This window comes from Flavobacteriales bacterium, assembly GCA_016700415.1.
Taxonomy (GTDB): Bacteria; Bacteroidota; Bacteroidia; order Flavobacteriales_F; family PHOS-HE28; genus PHOS-HE28.
This window is the reverse complement of record CP065018.1, coordinates 1,091,328-1,111,059: the sequence shown is the minus strand read 5'-3', so window position 1 is coordinate 1,111,059 and position 19,732 is coordinate 1,091,328. Positions and strand designations below refer to the sequence as shown.

Sequence of the window (19,732 nt, the reverse complement as noted above, 5' to 3'; positions counted from 1 at the left end):
GAAGGGTTAATTCGGATCGACGAACCACTGCTGTGTATCGCTGAGCGGAGCAGGTCCTCCTATGCGAACTCTGCTCCAAACACGACCCGGACCACTGCATTCCACCGGTGCTGGTATCTTGGCACGCAACCACATATATGATCGATATGATCCGCGCACGCTCCTCCATCCTCACCCTTCTTTCCGTTCTCACCATCCTCACCACCAACGCTCATGAAGGTATGTGGGTGCCCACATTGCTCAAGGCCATTGAGGGCGATATGCGCACGGAAGGGTTGCAGATCTCCGCAGAGGACATCTACAGCATCAACAACGGATCGCTGAAGGATGCCGTCGCCCTTTTCGGCAGCGGTTGCACGGCCGAGGTGGTCAGCACACAGGGCCTCATCCTCACCAACCACCATTGCGGCCACAGCGCGATACAGGCCCACAGCACGTTGGAGCACAACTACCTCCGCGATGGTTTCATGGCCGCCACGCTCGCCGATGAGCTGCCTAGCCCCGGCCTCTCCGTCACCTTTATCGTGCGCATGGAGGATGTCTCGGACCGTATCAACGCGCTGCTGAAGGCGGGAATGGGAGAGGAGGAGCGCGATGCCATTGCGCGGCGCGAAGGGGATGCGATCGCTTCGGAGGCTGTGAAAGGCACGTTGCGGGATGCCGTGGTCCGTCCGTTCAACTACAGCAACAGCTGGTTCCTTATCGTCAGCGAGACCTTCCGCGATATCCGCCTTGTGGCCGCACCTCCCGCGGGCGTCGGCGGGTTCGGCGGCGATACCGACAACTGGATGTGGCCCCGCCACACCGGTGATTTCGGCGTGTTCCGCATCTATGCATCTCCGGAAAATGAACCGGAGGTATATGCCGCCGGGAACAAGCCATTCACGCCACGCCGGTCATTTGCCATCGACATGAGCGGCGCGCATGAAGGCGAGTTCGCCATGATCTTCGGCTTCCCCGGTACCACGGAGTATTACATCCCCAGCTTCGCCGTGAAGCAGGTGATGGAGGATGACGACCCGCTCCGCATCACCATGCGCACAGCAAGCCTCAACGTGATCGATGCCGCTATGAATGCCAGTGAGGCCACCAAGCTGCAGTACGCTTCCCGGCAACGCCGTACCGCCAACGGTTGGAAGAAGTGGCAGGGCGAGGTCCGTGGCCTGAAGGAACTGGACGCCGTAGGAAAGAAGCAGGCCGAGGAAGCCGAGTTCCTCCGCAGGTCCGAAGGCATGCCGGAGTACGCCGGGATCCTGCCGCGATTGGAGAAACTGTATACGGATCGGATGCCCTATGCGCGGGCACGCAACCTGTTCAGTGAATTCATCCATACCGGTGCCGACCTACCGCGCTTTGCCATGGGCTTCAGTAAGCTGATCGAAGGCCGCGATACGATCACGAAGGCCGTTTCCGATGCCGAGGTGAAGCGGCTGAGAGCAAATGCAAGTGCCTTTCTTAAGAACTACAACGCCGCGGTGGACCATGATGTCTTCGCCGCGCAATTGCCCATTGTCCTTCAACAGCAAGTTCCATCGCTTGCCCCGCCCGAGCTACAGGTCGTGGACGGCAAGTTCAATGGTGATGCCATGCGTTTTGCGGATGACCTCTACGCGCGCAGCGTCTTTGCCGATAGTGTGAAGCTCTTCCGACTGCTCGACGGTTATTCCAAAAGGAGCGCCAAGCGCATGGCCCAGGACCCGGCCTACCGGTTGGGTAAGTCGTACAGTTCGACCTATGCGGAAAAGGTGGCCCCACGCTACAATGCCATCGGTGACAGCCTGGACGCCGCATTGCGTGCATGGTCCAAAGGGCTGGTCACGCTGTTCCCGGAAAGGACCTGGTGGCCGGATGCGAACCTCACGCTGCGCCTAAGCTATGGCAAGGTGGAAGGAACCTGTCCACGGGACGGTATCGCCTATCTGCCGTACACCACCCTGACCGGTGTGATGGAAAAGAATGATCCCGGAAACCCGGAGTTCACCGTGCCACAAAAGCTCATCGATCTGTACCACGCCAAGGACTATGGTCCCTATGCAACGGACGGGGAAATACGCACTTGCTTCCTTTCCTCCCTGCACACCACCGGTGGAAACAGCGGCAGCCCTGTCTTCAACGGCAAGGGCGAGCTGATCGGCATCAACTTCGACCGCACCTGGGAAAGCACCATGAGCGACATCCTCTTCGATCCTGCCAAGTGCCGCAACATCTCGGTGGACATCAAATACGTGCTCTTCATCATCGACAAGTACCTCGGGGGGCAGCATTTAGTGGATGAAATGGAGCTGGTGGGGCTGGATGCGCCCCCGCATGTGATCGAGCTTCCGCTGCATCATTAACTTGGTTGTCGGTTGTTGGTTCCCATGCTGGTACTCGCGAAGCGCGAGCGCCAGCATAGAGTTGTCAGGGTAGTCACGAGATGTCCGAGAAAGCCCGTCGCCCTGCAATGCAGCCGGACAACTGACGTCCGATACTTATCGGACCAACAACTGACAACTAAGGAGAGAAGCGTCTCAATCCACCTTCAGCACCTCGGCGCTGATGCGCAGCACGGTCTGCGAGGGTTCCGTGTTCGCGGTCACCGTCACGGTCTTGCTCTGTTGGCCTTCCTGCTTTCCAGGCTTGTATACCACGCTGAGGTCGCCGCTCTCACCCGGGGCGATGGGGTGCTTGGGGTAGTCGGGGACGGTACAGCCGCAGCTGCCCACGGCGTTGGTGATCACCAAGGGTTCCTTGCCGGTATTGGTGAATTTGAAGACATACTTGTTCTCGCTGTCCTGCTTGATCTTTCCGAAATCGTGGGTGGCCGCAGCGTAACCGATGGTGGTCGTGGGGCCGTCATAGCCCGACGGGGGCATGGGTGCGGGCGGCGTCAGGGGGTCGAAGGTGCTCTTGTCCGCCACGGAGACCGGGGGCGTTTTCGCAGCGGCCGGCAGCGGAGCGAAGGTGGGGACCGTGGTAGCGGCCTTTCGCTGGTCAACGGCCATGAACACCACGGTGGCAGCGATGATGGCCAGTAGAGCGATCTTGATGTTCTCCTTCATTTGGTTATGTCTTGGATGCGTGGCGCAAAAATAAGGGAAGCGATGGGGTCAGTGCCATCACCGTTCCGTCCATTAACAGGTATTTTGATCCTTAGGGCGTGGAATGAAGCCTCGCCGCTCAGCGTTCAGCCAGCTTGGTGCGCTGGAGCTCATCGTCGGTGATCACGCGCAAGGCCTCCTCATAGCTGAGGTCCACCGGATTGTCCGCATTGATCACTTGCCAATAGGCCGAGGTGTTCCAAACATCACGGGCGATCAGTGCTTTCAGCCGGAGGTCCACCAAGCGTTGGGAACGGGCCATGCCCGCGCTGTCCGGCTCGATCTTGGCCTCTTCAGCCAGTTTCTCCATGGCATTGGTCAGGTCGGGGGCCACGGTAAAGTTCTTCCGGAAGGCGTCCACGTCCTTGTACTGGCGCTGGATCTCTGCTCGGTGCTTGTCCACGTAGTTGATCGCTGCGGTGTTGGTGATGCCTTTGCGCACGAGCTGGCCGAACCAGGCTGAGCTGAGCGAGGTGTCGATGGGCACGAAGACGTCCGGCACGATACCGCCGCCGCCATAAACGATGCGCTTGTTATTGGTGTAGTATTTCACGGTGTCCTGGATATGGATGCTGTCCGCGCTGGTGAGTTCCCCGTCGCGCAGGCGGTCCATGCCCTCGTGGCGATAGGCATCCAGCCCGTCAGCGTACGACTTCTGTATGCAGCGGCCGCTGGGCGTGTAATAACGTGCCACGGTGAGGCGCACCGCCGAGCCGTCCGGCAGCATCACGGGACGCTGCACCAGACCCTTTCCGAAGGAGCGACGGCCGACGACCACCGCACGGTCCCAATCCTGCATCGCACCGGTGACGATCTCACTCGCCGAGGCGCTACCCTCGTCCACCATCACCACCAAGCGGCCTTTTTCGAATTTGCCGGTGGACGAGGCGTACAGGTCCTCTCGTGGAGAGGTGCGCCCCTCCGTGTACACGATCAGCTTCCGGTCGTCCAAGAACTGGTCCGCCATCTCCTGTGCGGCGCGCAGGTATCCGCCGCCATTGCCTTGCAGGTCGAGCACAAGGTCCTTCATGCCTTGCTTCTTCAGCATGTCCAGCTTGTCCGAAAATTCCTTGGTGGTGGTGGCACCGAAGCGGCTCACCTTGATGTAGCCTACACCGGGGGCTGCCATGTAAGCGGCCTCTACGCTGTAAATGGGGATCTTGTCCCGCGTGATCGTAAAATCCAGCGGTGCTTTTTCCCCCTGTCTCACAATGCTGACGTTCACCTTGGTGCCCTTGGGACCGCGGAGCAACTTGATCACGTCGGCGTTCTTCACGCCCGTGCCGGCCACGGTCTCACTGTCCACCTTCACAACGCGGTCGCCCGCCCGGATGCCTACGCGCTCACTAGGGCCGCTGGCGATGGCGTCCACCACATAGATGGTGTCACGCACGATGTTGAACTGGATCCCCACACCCTCGAAGTTGCCCTTCAGCGGTTCGTTCACCTCTTCGAGGTCCTCCTTCGGGATGTAGACGCTGTGCGGGTCGAGGTCCGCAAGCATGCTCACGATGGCGGAGTTCACCAGTTTGTTGTCATCCACACTGTCCACGTACATGTGTTCGATCTGGTACAGCAGGGCCTGCAACTTCGTGGAGGCTGGGCTGGGCTGGGAAAAAACGGGAACAGCCGCAAGAACGGCGAGGGCGAGCAGGAGCTTCTTCATGTGCTGGGGGCGGGGAGGTCGGTAGATCGGGCATAGGCACCGATCAAGGCATCCGACAGATCTCCCGGATCGCACGAATTTAACGAGAGCGCGGGAAAGAGGTTGGCCGAAGTGCGGTTAAGTGATGTTAAGCATGATGGAAGGCTCTACCACAAAGAACACCAAGACAGGGTCCGCTTTTTACGGTCATCGGCCTATTGTCGCGGTCTAAGCATTCCATACCTGATCGCCCGCACTGAGCGCAGCCGAAGTGTCAGATCCTTTGATCCCCCCTTATAGCCCGAACAGGAATGTCCCGCCTTTCTTGATCTCCCCCTTGCGCCACTTTTCCTTCTTCACCAGTTTGCCGTTCTGAAAATACTTCCAACTGCCGTTCTTCCGGCCTTCCTTGTAATGGCCCACGATGCCTTGGTCGCGGAAGGCCCACGTGCCGTCCCGCTTGCCCATGCGGTACTGGCCTTTCACGGTGATGCGGCCGGTGGGGTCGTATTCCGTCCAGTCGCCGTGAAGAGAGCCCCAGCCGTACACCGCGAAGATGAGCTGCTTGCCGTCCGGGTAGAAGGCGCGGTAGATGCCGCTGGGCTTGCCCCGCTTATAGTCAAGCTGGACCGCTACGCGGCTGGTGTCGAAGGCGTATTTGCCGATGAGGCGGTAGCGTTCCACATCCTGCAAGGGCGCATAGGTGACCGCGTAGGCCACGGTGGTACCGTTCTCGGTGATGTAGAGCGAATCAGGCTGAGCGTGCAGGAGGGTGCCGAGCAGCAGCGCGGCGGGGAAGAGGAGCTTACGGAGCATGCGTGGATGAGGCGTTCTTGGCCCCGGTGACGATGGTGAAAGATCGGTGAAGCACATGGCCGTCACCGTCGGTCAAAGTTAGCCGGTGCGGTCCGTCCGCAGGTGAAAGTGCCATGCGGTGTTCATCGGAAGTGGTACCGACGAAGGTGCCGTCAAGGTCCCAGAACAGCGTGGCCTTGGGGTCGCGGTGCGCCACTTCCACCACCATGTTCCCCCGGCTGCCGTCCAACTGCACGGGGATCAGCAAGGTGGAATTGGCATCGGGATAGAGGATCTCCATGGGGCTGTCGGCATGTTGCGCGCCGTCCTTCCAAGGAGGCAGCGGGCGGTAGCTCGGGCTGCGCTGTGCGAAATAATACTCCATCCCGGGTGGAAGCACGAACCACGATGTGGGGATGCCTTGGCCACCGCTTACACGAAAGGTACCCGTGGGGTCTATCAGGATACGGTGATGGTATGGACATACCGGTGTACGCATGCCCTCGCGCGGGATCCAGGTAGTGTCCGGTTGCGGGCAATCGATACCGGCGCGGAAACCGGTGGTGCGGCACATGGCCGCCCGCACCATTTCGTCGTAGGGCGGATCATAGCTTGGGCTGCTCGGGAGAAGGCCGAAAAGATCGAAGAGCAGGGGGGCAGCTGCCAAGGTGCCCGTGAGCCCGGGACGTCCCTCACCACTGGCATTGCCCGTCCACACCGCCACGCAATACTTGCCGGTGAGCCCGATGGCCCAGGCGTCGCGGTGGCCGTAGCTGGTGCCGGTCTTCCAGGCGATGTGCTTCTGCCCGGTGAAATGGCTCCAGCCCTGCTCGTCCGCAGGCCTCGCCACCTCGCGCAGGGCCTTCAACGTGAAGTAGATCGAGTTAGCACTGAGCGCAGGCGTACCGTCGAGTGCGATTGTGCTGTCCGCCTTGGCAGTTTCCGAGATCAACACATGCGGCGGACGGATATCGCCTTTCAGGTAGGGCACGCCCATGCGGCCATAATTGTTCAGTACACGGCCCATGCTGGCATACGCACCGGCCAGCTCCCATGCTGTGGATTCCGCACCGCCCACGATCAGAGACAATCCGTAGTCGGCGGCGCTCCGATCGATGCTCTTCAGGCCCATGGCGCGCAACATCAGCAGGGTGCGGTCCACGCCATGGGTGTGTAAGGCCCGCACCGTTGGGACGTTCAGCGAGCGGGCCAAAGCTTCGGAAGCAGGTACGGCACCGCTGTATTGCTCATCGTAGTTGCGCGGCGAAAAGTCGTTGTAGCGTGTGGGTACATCGGCCAGTAGCATGTCCGGCAGGAGTTCCCCGCTCTGTAGCATGTCCGCATAGAGGAAGGGCTTCAGCACGCTACCGGTGCTGCGCCGTGCCCGGATGATGTCGACGTCGCCCGCGTGATCGCGGCCCGCATCGCTGAGGTTGCCCACATACGCAAGGACGGCGCCGGTGGGCACGTCCATGATGATCGCCGCCGCGTTATGCACTTCGTTGGCGACCAATCGGGAGGCGTAGCGGTCCGCGGCTTCAGTGGCGCGATCCTGCAGGTGGCCTTGCAACGTGGTGCGGAGCAGTTGGCCGTCGTGGCCTTGGCCCTTCAGCGTGGTGAGCAGATGCGGGGCACGTTGTGGCAGCGGCCTGGTCGCCCCTGGCAACGGCTCTTCTTTGGCCAACGACCACTCCAAGCTGTCGATGGCATGGATGAGCAACAGCCGGTCCAAGAGCCGATCGCGTTTCGCGCGAAGGGCGGCGTGCCCTTTGCCGGGGTAGATCGCCGAAGGAGCATTGGGGAGCACCGCGAGGGTTGCACTTTCGCTCCAGCTCAACCGTTCCGCCGGGCGACCATAGTAGCGCCATGCTGCGGCGTCCAGGCCCACCACGTTGCCGCCGAACGGTGCATGGTCCGCGAAGAACGCCAAGATCCGGTCCTTGTCCCAGCGCAGTTCGATCCGTAAAGCCAGCACGGCCTCGATCGATTTCTCCCCATAGGTGCGGCGCCTGTTATCGCGCGCCAGCCGGGCCACCTGCATGGTCAAGGTGCTGCCTCCGCTCACCACATGCCCCGCCTTGCGGTTCTGTTGCCAGGCCCGCACCAACGACTGCGGCCGGATGCCGAAGTGGCTGCGGAAATGCCGGTCCTCGAACTGGATGAGGCAGGTGGCAAAGCGCTCCGGTACGCGCCCTGCGGGCGGGAATCGCCATTGACCGTCCGTTGCTACAGTTGCGCCGAGCAGGTTCCCATCTCGATCAAGCAGCACCGTGGAACAAGGTGCATCGAAGAGGGGTGACATCGGCCCCCATCTCACCCAAACGAAGAGCAATACCGCAATGAGTGCCGCGATGCCAAGACCACGGCGGTGTGCAACGGCCCAGTTCCGCAACCTGCTTCGCATGGTCCGCGCCCCTCACCGGGGTGCGCCCGTGGACTGCATGGCGGGCTTTGCCGGTGCCGCCGGTGTCCGTGGCATGGGGTCCTTTTCGAATATGTGTACCGGTAGCTTGCGAACACCGTATTTGGCCTTTAATATGGAGCGGCTCTCACTGCCCTCCTCGATGGTGGCAAAGCGCTGTACGTCGATGTCCGTGGTGTCGGTGAACGACTCCGGCCATTCGTGCCGTACCCAGGCGATCAATTGCGGCGTGGTGAACATCTCGGTGGTCTCGAACAAGGGCGAGATCTCCACCGTGGGACCGGTCCTCCAATTGCCGATCGCATAGCTGTAGATGGTGTTCTGCGCGGACACGGCCGTTGAGCAAGTGAGGAAAGCGGCAGATAGAAGGAAGTGCAGTGTTCTCATGGTGACCCGTTGAAATGCAAAGATGGGGCCGTAGGTGGATACCTCTGTCCAGTGATGAACGGTGATATGCTTCAACGCACCTTCAGCATGCTCTTCACTTGCTGCCGACTTCCGTTCTGCAAACGGCAGTAGTAGACGCCAGCGGGCATGTCGCCCAGATCACAGCCGGAAGTATGGGTTCCGGCGGGCATGTCCTGGTTCACCAATACGCGCATGATCCGGCCCTCCTCGTTGAACACTTGAAGGATGACGCGCCCGCCGTTACTGGTGAAGCGAACGGAGGTGGTCTCCGTGAACGGGTTCGGCCAAACGTCCAATAGGGATTCGCCGGCACCTTGGTTCAGCTCATGAAGCCCTGCGCTAAGGCAACCGGCCGGATCCACCAAGGTGAGCGGTTGGTAGAAGTCGAGCAGTACTTGGTCGATCTCCGCTTGCGGTACGCAGAACCAGTCCTTCAGGACCGAGGCATAGACGCTGCGGAAGTCGTACTGCATCGGCAGGTTCGTGTTGTAGGTGGTGTTCGGGTCGATCTGCGGGTTCTGGCCCAGCATGCCCGGCACCACCTGCGTGCCGAACATGAAGATCGGTTCCGCCGAACCATGGTCCGTGCCACCGGAGCCGTTGCTCATGATGCGGCGGCCGAACTCCGAGAAGGTCATCCCGATCACGCGGTCCTCCAAGTTGAGCAGGTGCAGGTCGTCCTGGAACGCGCGGATCGAATCGCTGACACCTTGGAGCAGTGTAGCGTGCGCGCCGATGGTGTGGTCCCCGGTATCGGTCTGTTCGGCATGCGTGTCGAAGCCGTTCAAACTGACCCAGTACACGCGGGTCTTCAGGCCACCGCAGATCAACTGCGCTACGATCTTCAAGGCCTGGGCCAGCTTTGCGCCGGGCTCGTTCCCGGTGGGATAAAGCGTGCTCTGGTTGCAGCCTTGCACGGCCGCAGCATTGATCACATTGCCGTACAGGTCGGTCTGGCGCTGAACGGTGCGCACGAGATCGAGCCTCTCGCCACGGCAGTCCGGGGTGATGGGGTCCACGTACAGGCTGCCCGTGAGGTTGAGCGGGTCCTCGGTGTTGTTGATCGCCACGCCCATGCTCACCCCCATGTTCTGCAGGCCGATGGTGACAGGCCCCCCGATCCGGATCGCCAACGGATCGGGCATGTCCGCGTTCGGAAATCCCGCCGGATAATTGGGGAACTCGTTGTTGAGGTAGCGCCCCACCCAACCCGATTCCAGCGTCTGGTCCGTGTCCGAGCCGGTCTCCCAGATGTCCGTTGCCCGGAAATGGGAATAGCTCGGGTCCGGATAGCTCACGCCTTGCACGATGGAGAGCTTGCCGTCGTTCCAAAGGTCCTGAAGCCCGGTGAGTGAAGGGTGCAGCCCGGTGGCACCGCCAGTGCCGGACAGGCCCAGTACTTGTCCTTCAGGGATGAGGATGTTGCTGCGGAACTGCGAAAGCAGCGAATACTGGTCCAGCGGGATCACGGTGTTCAGCCCGTCATTGCCGCCGTACAATTGGACCATCACCAACACGCGGCCCTCCTCCACGCCGGCCGCGAGCAGGGGCGCGAAAAGCGGGCTGCTCATGCCGCGCAAGGCAAAGCCGCCCAGCGTGGCGAGCGAGGTGCTTCGGATGAAATCCCTTCTGTCCATCGTGAGGTAGCGTTAAACCAATTGGTGTTCAGCGGCCCCTTGCATGTCGAGGAAGAGCCCCATCAGCAGGATGGGGACCAATTGCGCCGTTGTGTTCTGGGTGTTCGGGTCCGCCACGTAGATCAGATAAGCATCGGTCCAATAGTGGTCGCTTTGCTGCCCGAACAGGAGGTAGTTGGTCTTCAACTGGTCCTTCACCTGTTGCGAGACGTCCACGCGGAACAGCAGCTCCGCCGCCTGTGCCACCAAGGCATTGGGATCCTCCGGCGTAGTGAACTGCTGGGTGAGCGCGATGAGGTCGATCGTGAGCTGGAGGTTGCGGCTTTGCGGTTGGTACAGGTTGTTCGGCGTGGAGAGGCCGAGGTAGGTAATGACCTGATAGGTGTACAGGCGATAGACGTAGGAGGCGGTGTCCATCCAGATCCCGTCATACACAGGAGCTTGGTAATAAGCGACCCATCCGGCCACGTTCGGCGGCTCACTGACCGCCTGTCCGGTGGCGTACAAGAGGCTGAAGATGGAATTCCAGATATAGTACTGCGCCTCGAACTGCGCGGTGGTGGGCATGGGCAGTTCCAGTTCGCGCAAGGTGCCGATGATGAAGTCCGTGGGGCTGGTGATCATGCAGGCCCGGACATCCGCGCTGAAGAAGTGGTCACTGGTGAGCAGCGCTTGGAGCACGATGCGCATCTGGTCCGGTGCGGAGGCGTTGTCGCGGAAGATCTGCGCCAAGGGTTGGATCACGTCCGTCTCCACTTCCGCTGAGATCTCGCCGTGGACGAAGAAGTGGTAGAGCTTGCGCGCCATGCGCAGGCCCGCTTCCTCCTTGGCGAAGATCATGTCCAGCAGCGCGTTGATCTCCGTTGTGCCGCCGCCGGCCCCTGTCTGGCCCTGTATCACGGTGTTGTTGAAAAAAGCCGAGAACTGCTTGTCCGTGGCGTCGTGGAGAAAAGGAAAGTACCCCACCGCTGGCAGGATCGGCGCGCCTCCGTTCTGGATTTGGACGGTCCACCCGGTGAGCACACGGGCCGCGGTATGCACGTCCTCCTCCGTGTAGCCCGTGCCCTCGCCCAAGGTGAAGAGTTCCATCAGCTCACGGCCATAATTCTCGTCCGGGGCCAGATTGGTGTTGACGTAGCCGTTGAGGTAGATCAACATGGAGGCATCCACCGTCACGTCGAACATCATGCTGCGGAAGTTCCCCAAGCACTGGTCACGCAGCAGTTGGTTCATCACGTACAGGGGCTCCGCCAATTGCACCGTGGATGCCTGCGTGGCCAAGTTGGTATGCCAGAAGAGCACCATCTTCTCCCGGACGTTGCGGTCTTGACCGACCAAGAGCCCCGTCCACCATTGCTGAAAACTTGTTACCCGTTGAATGTTCGGGTTCGGGACCAGTCCGGGGTCACGCACCACGGTGGTCCATGTACTGCCGAACGGAACATCGGGGTCCACGAGCGTCGGGTCCGGCTGGTTGCTCCCGTCCGGGATCGAATACGCCTTGATCGGTGGCGTGGTGTTATTGGTGAAGGTGAGCAGTTCGTCCACCACATCCGTCAACGACATGCCCGCAAAATGAGCGAGGTCCGCGTTGCTGGCGCCGAAAAGCGTGCGTCGCAGAAGATGGCGCAGTTCCGGGGCGCCGAAAGGTCCAGCGTAGGGTTGCAGCGGCATGGTGGACTGGGTTCGGTGCCGTGAAGGTGGCAATTTTCCCGCTTAGGACATTTTACATGTCCAAAAGTTTTGAACGGTCAAGGCCCCGTTCGGCATCCCAAGTTGCGCTGAACCGATAGGAAACGAAAAGGACAACGGGATCTTGGGCGTTTGCTACTTCAGGCGCCCCCTTGCGCCTCGCAGGGCGATGAAGAGCATCACCAAGAAAGCCATGACCAGTCCGCCGAATTCCCGCGTCTCTTCAATGATCGGCCGCGTGTCCTTCATCTGTCCGGCGATGTTCGGAAAGCCGCCCTGCATCCAACGGAAGAATGCCGGGGAGGCGATGAGCATCCAAACCCCGATGATGATGGTGACGCCCCACAGCCACCATTTCGGATACTGCCCGAAGGCGGCCAGTGCGCAGGAAACCGCGATGGCCAAATAACATAGGGTCCAATGGATCGGGTCCGGGTCGTTCCACTGGAGCCCGGCGAACACGAGGAACATCACGGAGAGGACGAGGTAGAGGATCTTCATGGGGGTCAGAATTCGATGCGGTAGCTAAGGTTGGGGATGATGCCGAGCTGGTATTTCGTTACCACTTCGCCCTTGCGGCTGTCGAAGTAACGAAATGCGGGATTTTGGGCGTTCGTCACATTCTGCAGGTCCAAGGACCACATGCCGGTGCGGCTTTTCCGGTCCTTCTTCAGGTAAACACGCAGATCGATCCGGTAAACGGTGCCAAGTGGCTCGGACCATGGAGGCCCATCATAGACCGTTCCGCCAAGCGCTTTTGAGAGTCGGATATTGATCGGATTTCCCCGTGGTCCGCCGTTCACGTTCAGTCTCCCGCTGATACCCCAAGTGCGCACGCGATCTTCCTTCACCTTTTTGAATTCCTTTCCGCCGAACAGGTTGATGATGTATCGGCCGTCCCAACGGGAATCTTCCGTGGAACCGGTGATATCCGTGCATTGGCTGCTGTAGAGCGAAACATTGGCATGATAGAAGATGTTGTTCGCGAAGTCGTGGCGCATGGAGATCTCCACGCCGGCGTTGGTGGCGGTGCCGGTATTGCTTAGCGGGAAATACAAAGGCTCATCCCACGAGTTCACCATGCTGAAGGTGTTCAGTTGCGGATCCAGATAAGCGCTGTTCAGGACGGGGACATTGAACAGCAGCTGGTAGTACGCCTCGGCGTGCAACGAGAAACGATCGTTCACGGGATGGTCGTAGCCCAACACCACATCCTGTGCGCGCATAAACCCGATCCCCGCATTGTTGTTCGGTGCGCCGACGGTGCCCACGCGCATCACCTGCCATGCCGGCAATTGCGAGCGGAGGCCATACGCCAAGGCCACTTTGCGGTTGTGCGGCATGCGCCATTCCAGCGTCGCACGCGGCTCCGGCGTATTGTCATCGTTGAAGGTGAACCAGGACCACGCCAGGCCGACCGTGGCCTGCAAGCGATCGGTGAAGCTCCAGCGTCCGCTCAGCCAAGGGCGTATCAGCCAGCCGGTCAGGTCCGGGTCCATGGAGGTGTTGATGCGCTGTTGCATCGCGCTTCCGCCGACGGTGTAGTGAAGGCGGGCACCCACGGCCCCGTCCACCTGTGCCACGCCGGAGAGTTTCCGCTCGCTCAATTCCACATCGTAACGCGAGCCCTCGGAATAGTCCGATAACAACCGCTCCTCCGTGCGCTCTTGGTCGATCTCGGAGACCGCGATCGTGGACGTGAAGGTGTTCTTTCCGCCTATGGGTACGCGGATGCTTCCGCCCACGGCGCCCATGCTGGAGCGGTAGTCGATGTTCCTGCTGTCCTTGTCCACTTCCCATTGCGTGGTATCGTGGATGGCTTCGAAGACGTTGCTGCTGTTGCCGCCGAGGCCGAAGAGATGCGCTTCGCCCCGTTTGCCCACGCCCATTGTGACATGGAAGGAGAGGTCCTGGAAGTTGATGGCCTCGTCCCCAAGGTCCACGCCCAGCGCACCGAGGATCCCCACCGTGGAGTAGCGGTAATTGACCAGATACGAGGAGCGGCCGTTCTTACCGATGGGGCCTTCGGTGGAGAGGTCGATGCCTATGAGTCCTGCTTGTGCTGTCCATTCCTGCTCGCGCATGTTGCCGTTGCGCAGGTGCATGTCCAGGATGCCGCCCAAGGCATTGTCGTTCGCGATAGGGAGAACACCGGTGAGCAATTGGGAAGTGCCGAGCATCTGTGCGCTGAGGATGTTCACCCCGCCGCCGCTGAGCGTGGGCAGGTCACTGGCGGTGCCCGCATTACCGGTGTGGCCGGGGTTCACGATCTCCACGCCTTCCAAGGTCCATGCATTGGCATTGGGCGAGTTGCCGCGGATGATCAAATGGTTGGCCTGGTCGTTGGCGTCCACCACTCCGGGCAGGGCTGCCACCAGTCTTCCGGGATCGAAGAAGGTGGCCGGCCAGCGCAGGCTTTGCTCCACGGTGAAAGCTCTCAAGCCCAAGGGCGATAGCTGCTCCCGGGCCATGGCGCTCACGGTCACCGAGCCGAGCAGCGCAGTTGCCGGTGAAAGTTCCAGGCGCTGCTGGACCTGCTTCCCCGTGCGCAGCCACAGCTCGGGCACCTCCAGCGTATCGAAGCCCACGGCGGCCGCACGCAACGCATAGTGCCCCACGGGTATGGCCGCCATGCGGAAGTAGCCCGCGCTGTCGGTGGTGGCCGTGAGCGAAATGTTGCCCGGCACAAGAAAAACGGATGCGCCCGGGACCGGCCCGCCGGAACTGCCGTCCACCACATGGCCGACCAGCGTGGCCATGGGAGGCTGCGCGTAGCTGAAGAGCGGAGCGAGAATGAACAAGCAAGCCAAGTGGTGCATTGTGCAATTCAGCCGGTGGAACATCCCGCGATGTTACGGACTTTGGAAATGCAGTAGAACGGGGGCCGCAGGCCCATCGGGTCTTTTGCGCCAGTTGGCCGCAATTCTTCAACCACGGATACACACGGATACACACGGATAGCCCGCCCGCGCCTGTGGCGCAACGATCTTGCCTCCAATGCCGCCGCAAGGCGGGTGATCCCGTCGTCCGATACGTATCGGACCTGAGATCCTGTCCCTTTCATGCATGGAGCTCAGGGTCCCCTCCGTACGGCGGGAGGGCCAGAGAGGGATCTGGCCAGCCATCAATGTCCCATTTGTGACCATCAAGCATGACCGTTCATCCAATGACAAGCAAAACAGTCCGGATGTCCGCTTCGAGTTGACGACCATCAAGTCGACGCCCGGCACCGCGCTTAAGTTTGCACCATCAAGATGCGTGGCATATCCGCCTTCCTGCTCCTCCACTTTCTTGCGGTGACGCTGGCCCCGGCATGGATCGTCGCCGACTTCATGGTGGAGCGCGATCGCATCGAACGGGAGTTATGCGTGCAACGGATGGTGCCCGATGAACAGCGCACCTGCCATGGTGAATGCAGTCTGATGAAGCGCTTGGAGAAAAGCGGCGAAAGGGAGCAGAACCTGCCTGCTGAACTTCGCGCGGTACGTATCAGTGACATGATCACTGACGATGGCACATTGGCCTTGGTCATTCCCCCGGACGGGGCGAAGCTGGCCTGGGCCACGCTGACCGAAGAACCCCGTGAAGGCCATCCGCGTCCGCACGCGCTGGTGCCTTGGTGCTGAACGGCTCTTGATCGCTCCACAAGGAGCGCCCCGTTCTTCGTTCCAATACCAAAACCTTGATGATGAGAAAGATCCTCATGCTGGGGGTGCTGCTGCAATGCGCGCTCACCGGTATGGCCTGTGATCAATGCGGCTGCGGGCTCCTGTTGGGGGTGCAGCCCCAAGATCACGCCAATAACTTCAGTCTGCAATGGCGCATGCGCTACCTCCATGGCGACATCACCGCGCCCACCGCGATGAGCATGGCCGGGCACGACATGACCAAACATGGTGGGGCCGTGGAAAACGCCCCGGCCGGTCCGCTTTCCTACACCGAGACCTACACGGTGCTGGAGGCCCGCGGCCAGTTCTGGTTCGGGCAGCGCGTAAGCCTTACGGCCAGCATTCCGCTGTTGAACAACTTCCAAGCGGTGAACGGCATACGGCACGCGGACATCTACGGCGTCGGCGACCCCATGTTGCTGGGCCGCTATGTGCTGTTGGGCTCCAAAAGCGGCCCGGACACCACGCGCCTGCGCCACCGCTTCACCGTGGGGCTCGGCGTGAAAGTGCCGTTGGGCCGCACCGACATGGAGCAGTACGGCGAAGTCCTCGACCATGATCTGCAGCCCGGCACCGGCACCTGGGACGGGATGCTGAGCCTGGAATACATGGTGCGCGGCAGGAGCTGGGGCACCAGCTTCGGTGCGATGGGACGCTACAACGGCGAGATGGAAGGCGGGCACCGCATGGGCCACAGCGCCAGCTTCACCGGTGAGGTCTTCCGCATCATCCCCTTGAAGGAATTCAGTTTACTTCCTTCGGCCGGCGCGTACGTGGAAGCCGCCTTGCCCGATGATATGAACGGCGTGGAAGACGCGACCACCGGGGGCAATACGCTCTTCAGCCACCTCGGCGCCCGCCTCTGGTGGCACCAATTTGGTGTCTCCTTCACCTGGCAGCACGCCTTGGTCAACGACATCGGTTCGTTGATGATCCCCAACCGGGAGCGTTTCCTGGCGGGCATCACCTACAGTTTTGAGCGCGACTGAATTAGACGCTCCTGTCCATGGCTTCATGCCGTGGACGATCGATCAAACACACAAACAACAGAACATTCAACAGATGAAGCAGATCTCGATGATCGCCATCACGGCGGTAATGCTCCTTGCCAGCGCAGGATGCAAGAAGGACACGGTGGACCCGCCTGTGGAAACACCCGATAACACGATAACGGCCACCGTGCGCATGAACTACATGTTCATGAACGGCACCGAAGCGTTCGCATTGAACAGCACCGTGCTCCAGGACACGAACGGCGTTGCCGTGAAATTGGATTCGGTGCGCTTTTTCGGCAGTGGCGTCAACGCCATGGACAATGCGGACAATTCCATCGGCCAATACGAAAGCGTGTACATGTTGGTGGACGCCTCGCAGATGACCAACGACTTCCTGTTGGGCGAGATCCATGTTCCGCACATCCACCAGTTCCACTTCAACCTCGGTGTGGATGCGACGGCCAATGCGGCTGACCCCGCCACGGCAGCGCCACCGTTGGATGACTTGTCGATGTACTTTGTCAGCCAGCAGATGGGGTACAAGTTCTTGGTGGTCGTTGGCCATGCGGACGTGGATGGCGATGGTGTTTTTGAAGACCCGGTGCGGTTTGAGTGCGGCATGAACGCGGCGCTGACCGAAGCCCATGCGCACGTCCATCACGACCTCGCCGACGGTGATACCTATACCGCACAGATCAACGTGGATCTGAACGGGATCTTTGCCGGGCTGGACCTCGCCACCGCGCCCACCCCGAACATGCACGGCCCGGAATGCGCCAGGATGATGCTCAACCTGTCCGCCGGGATCGACGGGATGGAGTGATCAGATGATCGTAAACTGAAAGGGTCTGCCTCGAAAGGGGCGGACCCTTTTGCATTCAGCGCCCGTAAAGTCCGCTGAACAAACCTTTCAACCGCCGCCCATCCGCCGCGTTCGGCCATTTCTCCTCCCGCAGGGTCTCCGTTTCGGGACCCTGCGGTCATTGCGCAGTTCATGATCTCAATGCCAACTGGTAGTGTTCCACAGGTACTGTCGCAGCATCGCCCCGCTCATAGAAGCCCGCGCTGGAATGCGGATAGTCCAAGTAGTTGTCCGCGAGCATCCACTTCCCCTTTACCGGGTTGGTGTGAATGTAGTCCAGCTTCTGTTGGATCATCGCCTCATCGAAGCACTCACGGATATCGGATGAAGGCATGAATACCCGGTATTCCTGGCCGCGGGCTGCATCGCTTGGGCGGACAGCGGCCTTCAGCATTTCGAGCAGTACCATATCACCTTGTTTGATCAGTCTGTCGCGGATCTCATAGGCAAGGAATCGCTTCGCATTGGCCAGTAGCGCATTTATGGACAGTCCTTCCGCAGCATGGATGACCAGATGTACATGGTTGGGCATGATCACATAGCCGAAGATGCGGAAGCCTTTGGTCTTGGCGATATGCATCCAGCTATAGATGTGGTCATAGGTGGAAGTCCGCTCGATAAGGGGTAACCACTGCCAACAGGTGAAGGTGCAATAGAAGATAGCGCCGTCAGTGCGCTGGCGGGTACGTACGGACATTTCGGGAAGGTACTATGGTAAAAATAGGGAAGCGCAGGGTCCCGAGGCGGAGACCCTGCGCGAGGGGAAATAGGGAAGGTACTATGGTAAAAATAGGGAAGCGCAGGGTCCCGAGGCGGAGACCCTGCGCGAGGGGAAGCCCATATTGCTCCATCCGTTGCCCAAGGTGATGAAGTATTCCGTCCCATAGCTCCATCCTCCGCCACCGGTATGGAAGTTGTTGCCGCCGTACAGCAGATGGCTGAACTCGTGGCGCATGATGTCGATGGGCAGGCCGTTGTGAGAATAGAAGAGACTGTACGTGTTTGCAGCATGGCCCAATAAGGGCGTCAGGAAACCGCCGGGAGAGGCAGAGCCGGTATTGTTGTTCGTCCCATCGGTCCGCCAGATGAACATCACATGGTCATAGTTGCCATCCCCGGCATTGATCTTGGGCTGGCCCGGCCCGGTGGTGGAAGTGGCGGTTTCCCACTTGTCGAAATCACCTATGCTCGTAAATCCATGTCCCGTCACAATGGTGCTGCCCAGTTCATTGTTCACGGCGGTGATGGCAGCGGAGATCGACCCAAGGGTTCCGTTGGTATGGAAGATGCCGCCATTGTTCGGCGCCAACAGGTAATCCGCGATCACATTGAACTGGCTGGATGACGCATCCTGAAAGTAACGGGTAAGCAGGCCTGTGGCTGTTCCGGAAGGCACGTTGTAGTCGAACAGGTTGATGTTGGGGTCGGGGTTGTTCACCCAAACAGGCAAAGTATGAGCGGGCCAGTCCGCACTACCAGCGGCACCGTCCTGTTCGATCAGCACCATCAGGATCCGCAACGTATTGTTGGTGGGCAAGTACCAGCCGTTCCAGCTGGCATAATTCCCGCCACCCCCGCCGCCCAGCATCTGGGGCGGAGGCGGCGGGTCCACGAACTGGCATTCCTGGCTGAATGCAGCAGCCATTCCGATCAAGCAGGCAACTGCAGCGCTAAGGGATCTTTTCGAATGTGCCATGGAAAACGTGATTTTGTTGGGTACGGACACGGATGAGGTAGATGCCCGGATGGAGCGAGGAAACATCCAATGGACCATTGGCGGGCATGTGCTCCACATTGAGGACGCGCCGGCCCATCAGGTCCGAAACAAGCACTTCCCCGGATTCGCTTCCGGGGGCTTGTACATGGACCACCCTCTGGGCGGGGTTGGGCCATAGCCGTAATGCTGTTTCGGCGCTCTGGTGTTCCCCGACACCAATGGTGTTATCTGCGTCAAAATACACGGGTATTGGGAAGAGATAATCGAGATCCTCATTCACGAATGCAGAATCGGTGATGAGCATGCTATACCCCGTTTCATTGCCTGTATTGGAATGAAAGAAGAAATAGCCTCCGTCCAAAAAAGCCAAGCCAAAACTCCCCTCTGCATACGGTAAATAAGGCGCATGAAACAGGCTCGTGTCCCACCGGATGGTCATGGGTGGGGTCCAGTTTATGGCATCGATTATTGTCCCGTCGAATGAAGGATAAATGAAATAGGGATATGCATTGGTACGGGTAGTATCCCCCAAAGCATTCGTCAAGAAAACATGAAATTGTCCGTCGTTCACAACCACAGGACCTTCTCCGAGCAATGTGTCCACATTGGGTCCCGGATAAGGGAAGGTCCCTGTTGTTGCTGCGGTATCATACACCATCCAAATGGTGTCCCTTGCTCCGGCACCATCTTCAAAGGCCAGGTGGAAGCGCCAAGTGGGCTGCGCTGCCGCAACAACAGCGAGGCCACAGGCGAGGGCGAGGAGGAGGTTGCGGGACATAGGGTGCGCTTTCATAGGAAGACAAGGGTATGT

Annotated in this window: 16 protein-coding genes; 4 read left to right on the top strand and 12 right to left on the bottom strand. The window is 60.1% G+C overall.

The window, feature by feature from the left end:
- The first annotated feature begins 146 nt into the window (after window positions 1–146).
- Window positions 147–2,336: a S46 family peptidase gene (locus IPP95_04730; protein ID QQS73533.1), complete on the top strand. Its 2,190-nt coding sequence runs from the start codon at window positions 147–149 to the stop codon at window positions 2,334–2,336.
- A 174-nt stretch (window positions 2,337–2,510) separates the two neighbouring features.
- Here IPP95_04730 and IPP95_04725 read toward each other — a convergent pair whose 3' ends face one another.
- The 9 genes from IPP95_04725 to IPP95_04685 form a co-directional block, all read right to left on the bottom strand.
- Window positions 2,511–2,855, bottom strand: coding sequence for a DUF1573 domain-containing protein (locus IPP95_04725; GenBank protein QQS74194.1), 345 nt, complete (start codon window positions 2,853–2,855; stop codon window positions 2,511–2,513).
- A 304-nt stretch (window positions 2,856–3,159) separates the two neighbouring features.
- Window positions 3,160–4,746, bottom strand: a complete 1,587-nt coding sequence (locus IPP95_04720; GenBank protein QQS73532.1) for a PDZ domain-containing protein — start codon at window positions 4,744–4,746, stop codon at window positions 3,160–3,162.
- 273 nt (window positions 4,747–5,019) lie between these two features.
- Window positions 5,020–5,541 (bottom strand): hypothetical protein, encoded by a 522-nt coding sequence (locus tag IPP95_04715; protein QQS73531.1) that lies wholly within the window; start codon window positions 5,539–5,541, stop codon window positions 5,020–5,022.
- Window positions 5,531–7,822, bottom strand: a complete 2,292-nt coding sequence (gene pbpC / locus IPP95_04710) for a penicillin-binding protein 1C (GenBank protein QQS73530.1) — start codon at window positions 7,820–7,822, stop codon at window positions 5,531–5,533. The genes IPP95_04715 and pbpC overlap by 11 nt, the downstream gene beginning before the upstream one ends.
- A gap of 114 nt (window positions 7,823–7,936) precedes the next feature.
- Window positions 7,937–8,329 (bottom strand): hypothetical protein, encoded by a 393-nt coding sequence (locus IPP95_04705; GenBank protein QQS73529.1) that lies wholly within the window; start codon window positions 8,327–8,329, stop codon window positions 7,937–7,939.
- 71 nt (window positions 8,330–8,400) lie between these two features.
- A complete protein-coding gene (locus IPP95_04700; protein QQS73528.1) occupies window positions 8,401–9,987 on the bottom strand; it encodes a DUF1501 domain-containing protein in 1,587 nt (528 codons plus the stop codon).
- 12 nt (window positions 9,988–9,999) lie between these two features.
- Window positions 10,000–11,661, bottom strand: a complete 1,662-nt coding sequence (locus IPP95_04695) for a DUF1800 family protein (protein ID QQS73527.1) — start codon at window positions 11,659–11,661, stop codon at window positions 10,000–10,002.
- Between the two features lie 153 nt (window positions 11,662–11,814).
- The gene (locus IPP95_04690; GenBank protein ID QQS73526.1) at window positions 11,815–12,180 is read right to left on the bottom strand and encodes a transmembrane 220 family protein; all 366 of its coding nucleotides are present in this window, start codon (window positions 12,178–12,180) and stop codon (window positions 11,815–11,817) included.
- Between the two features lie 5 nt (window positions 12,181–12,185).
- Window positions 12,186–14,522 (bottom strand): TonB-dependent receptor, encoded by a 2,337-nt coding sequence (locus tag IPP95_04685; protein QQS73525.1) that lies wholly within the window; start codon window positions 14,520–14,522, stop codon window positions 12,186–12,188.
- Window positions 14,523–14,933: 411 nt separating this feature from the next.
- Between IPP95_04685 and IPP95_04680 the strand changes: the two genes are divergently transcribed.
- From IPP95_04680 to IPP95_04670, 3 genes are all read left to right on the top strand, one after another.
- Window positions 14,934–15,305 (top strand): hypothetical protein, encoded by a 372-nt coding sequence (locus IPP95_04680; protein ID QQS73524.1) that lies wholly within the window; start codon window positions 14,934–14,936, stop codon window positions 15,303–15,305.
- A 59-nt stretch (window positions 15,306–15,364) separates the two neighbouring features.
- A complete protein-coding gene (locus tag IPP95_04675) occupies window positions 15,365–16,336 on the top strand; it encodes a hypothetical protein (GenBank protein ID QQS73523.1) in 972 nt (323 codons plus the stop codon).
- A 73-nt stretch (window positions 16,337–16,409) separates the two neighbouring features.
- Complete coding sequence (locus IPP95_04670; protein ID QQS73522.1) at window positions 16,410–17,165, top strand: hypothetical protein; 756 nt, start codon at window positions 16,410–16,412, stop codon at window positions 17,163–17,165.
- Window positions 17,166–17,334: 169 nt separating this feature from the next.
- Here IPP95_04670 and IPP95_04665 read toward each other — a convergent pair whose 3' ends face one another.
- The 3 genes from IPP95_04665 to IPP95_04655 form a co-directional block, all read right to left on the bottom strand.
- Window positions 17,335–17,901, bottom strand: a complete 567-nt coding sequence (locus IPP95_04665) for a transposase (GenBank protein ID QQS73521.1) — start codon at window positions 17,899–17,901, stop codon at window positions 17,335–17,337.
- A gap of 81 nt (window positions 17,902–17,982) precedes the next feature.
- On the bottom strand, window positions 17,983–18,849 hold the full coding sequence (locus IPP95_04660; protein ID QQS73520.1) for a hypothetical protein: 867 nt from the start codon (window positions 18,847–18,849) through the stop codon (window positions 17,983–17,985).
- Window positions 18,850–18,874: 25 nt separating this feature from the next.
- Window positions 18,875–19,699, bottom strand: a complete 825-nt coding sequence (locus IPP95_04655) for a T9SS type A sorting domain-containing protein (protein QQS73519.1) — start codon at window positions 19,697–19,699, stop codon at window positions 18,875–18,877.
- Between the last annotated feature and the right edge of the window lie 33 nt (window positions 19,700–19,732).

Coding starts and splice junctions, on each gene's coding strand:
- IPP95_04685 (QQS73525.1), bottom strand. CDS start 14,522: ATGTTCCACCGGCTGAATTGCACAATGCACCACTTGGCTTGCTTGTTC.
- IPP95_04690 (QQS73526.1), bottom strand. CDS start 12,180: ATGAAGATCCTCTACCTCGTCCTCTCCGTGATGTTCCTCGTGTTCGCC.
- IPP95_04695 (QQS73527.1), bottom strand. CDS start 11,661: ATGCCGCTGCAACCCTACGCTGGACCTTTCGGCGCCCCGGAACTGCGC.
- IPP95_04720 (QQS73532.1), bottom strand. CDS start 4,746: ATGAAGAAGCTCCTGCTCGCCCTCGCCGTTCTTGCGGCTGTTCCCGTT.
- IPP95_04725 (QQS74194.1), bottom strand. CDS start 2,855: ATGCCCCCGTCGGGCTATGACGGCCCCACGACCACCATCGGTTACGCT.
- IPP95_04670 (QQS73522.1), top strand. CDS start 16,410: ATGAAGCAGATCTCGATGATCGCCATCACGGCGGTAATGCTCCTTGCC.
- IPP95_04730 (QQS73533.1), top strand. CDS start 147: ATGATCCGCGCACGCTCCTCCATCCTCACCCTTCTTTCCGTTCTCACC.
- IPP95_04660 (QQS73520.1), bottom strand. CDS start 18,849: ATGGCTGCTGCATTCAGCCAGGAATGCCAGTTCGTGGACCCGCCGCCT.
- IPP95_04700 (QQS73528.1), bottom strand. CDS start 9,987: ATGGACAGAAGGGATTTCATCCGAAGCACCTCGCTCGCCACGCTGGGC.
- IPP95_04675 (QQS73523.1), top strand. CDS start 15,365: ATGATGAGAAAGATCCTCATGCTGGGGGTGCTGCTGCAATGCGCGCTC.
- pbpC (QQS73530.1), bottom strand. CDS start 7,822: ATGTCACCCCTCTTCGATGCACCTTGTTCCACGGTGCTGCTTGATCGA.
- IPP95_04715 (QQS73531.1), bottom strand. CDS start 5,541: ATGCTCCGTAAGCTCCTCTTCCCCGCCGCGCTGCTGCTCGGCACCCTC.
- IPP95_04665 (QQS73521.1), bottom strand. CDS start 17,901: ATGTCCGTACGTACCCGCCAGCGCACTGACGGCGCTATCTTCTATTGC.
- IPP95_04680 (QQS73524.1), top strand. CDS start 14,934: ATGCGTGGCATATCCGCCTTCCTGCTCCTCCACTTTCTTGCGGTGACG.
- IPP95_04655 (QQS73519.1), bottom strand. CDS start 19,699: ATGTCCCGCAACCTCCTCCTCGCCCTCGCCTGTGGCCTCGCTGTTGTT.
- IPP95_04705 (QQS73529.1), bottom strand. CDS start 8,329: ATGAGAACACTGCACTTCCTTCTATCTGCCGCTTTCCTCACTTGCTCA.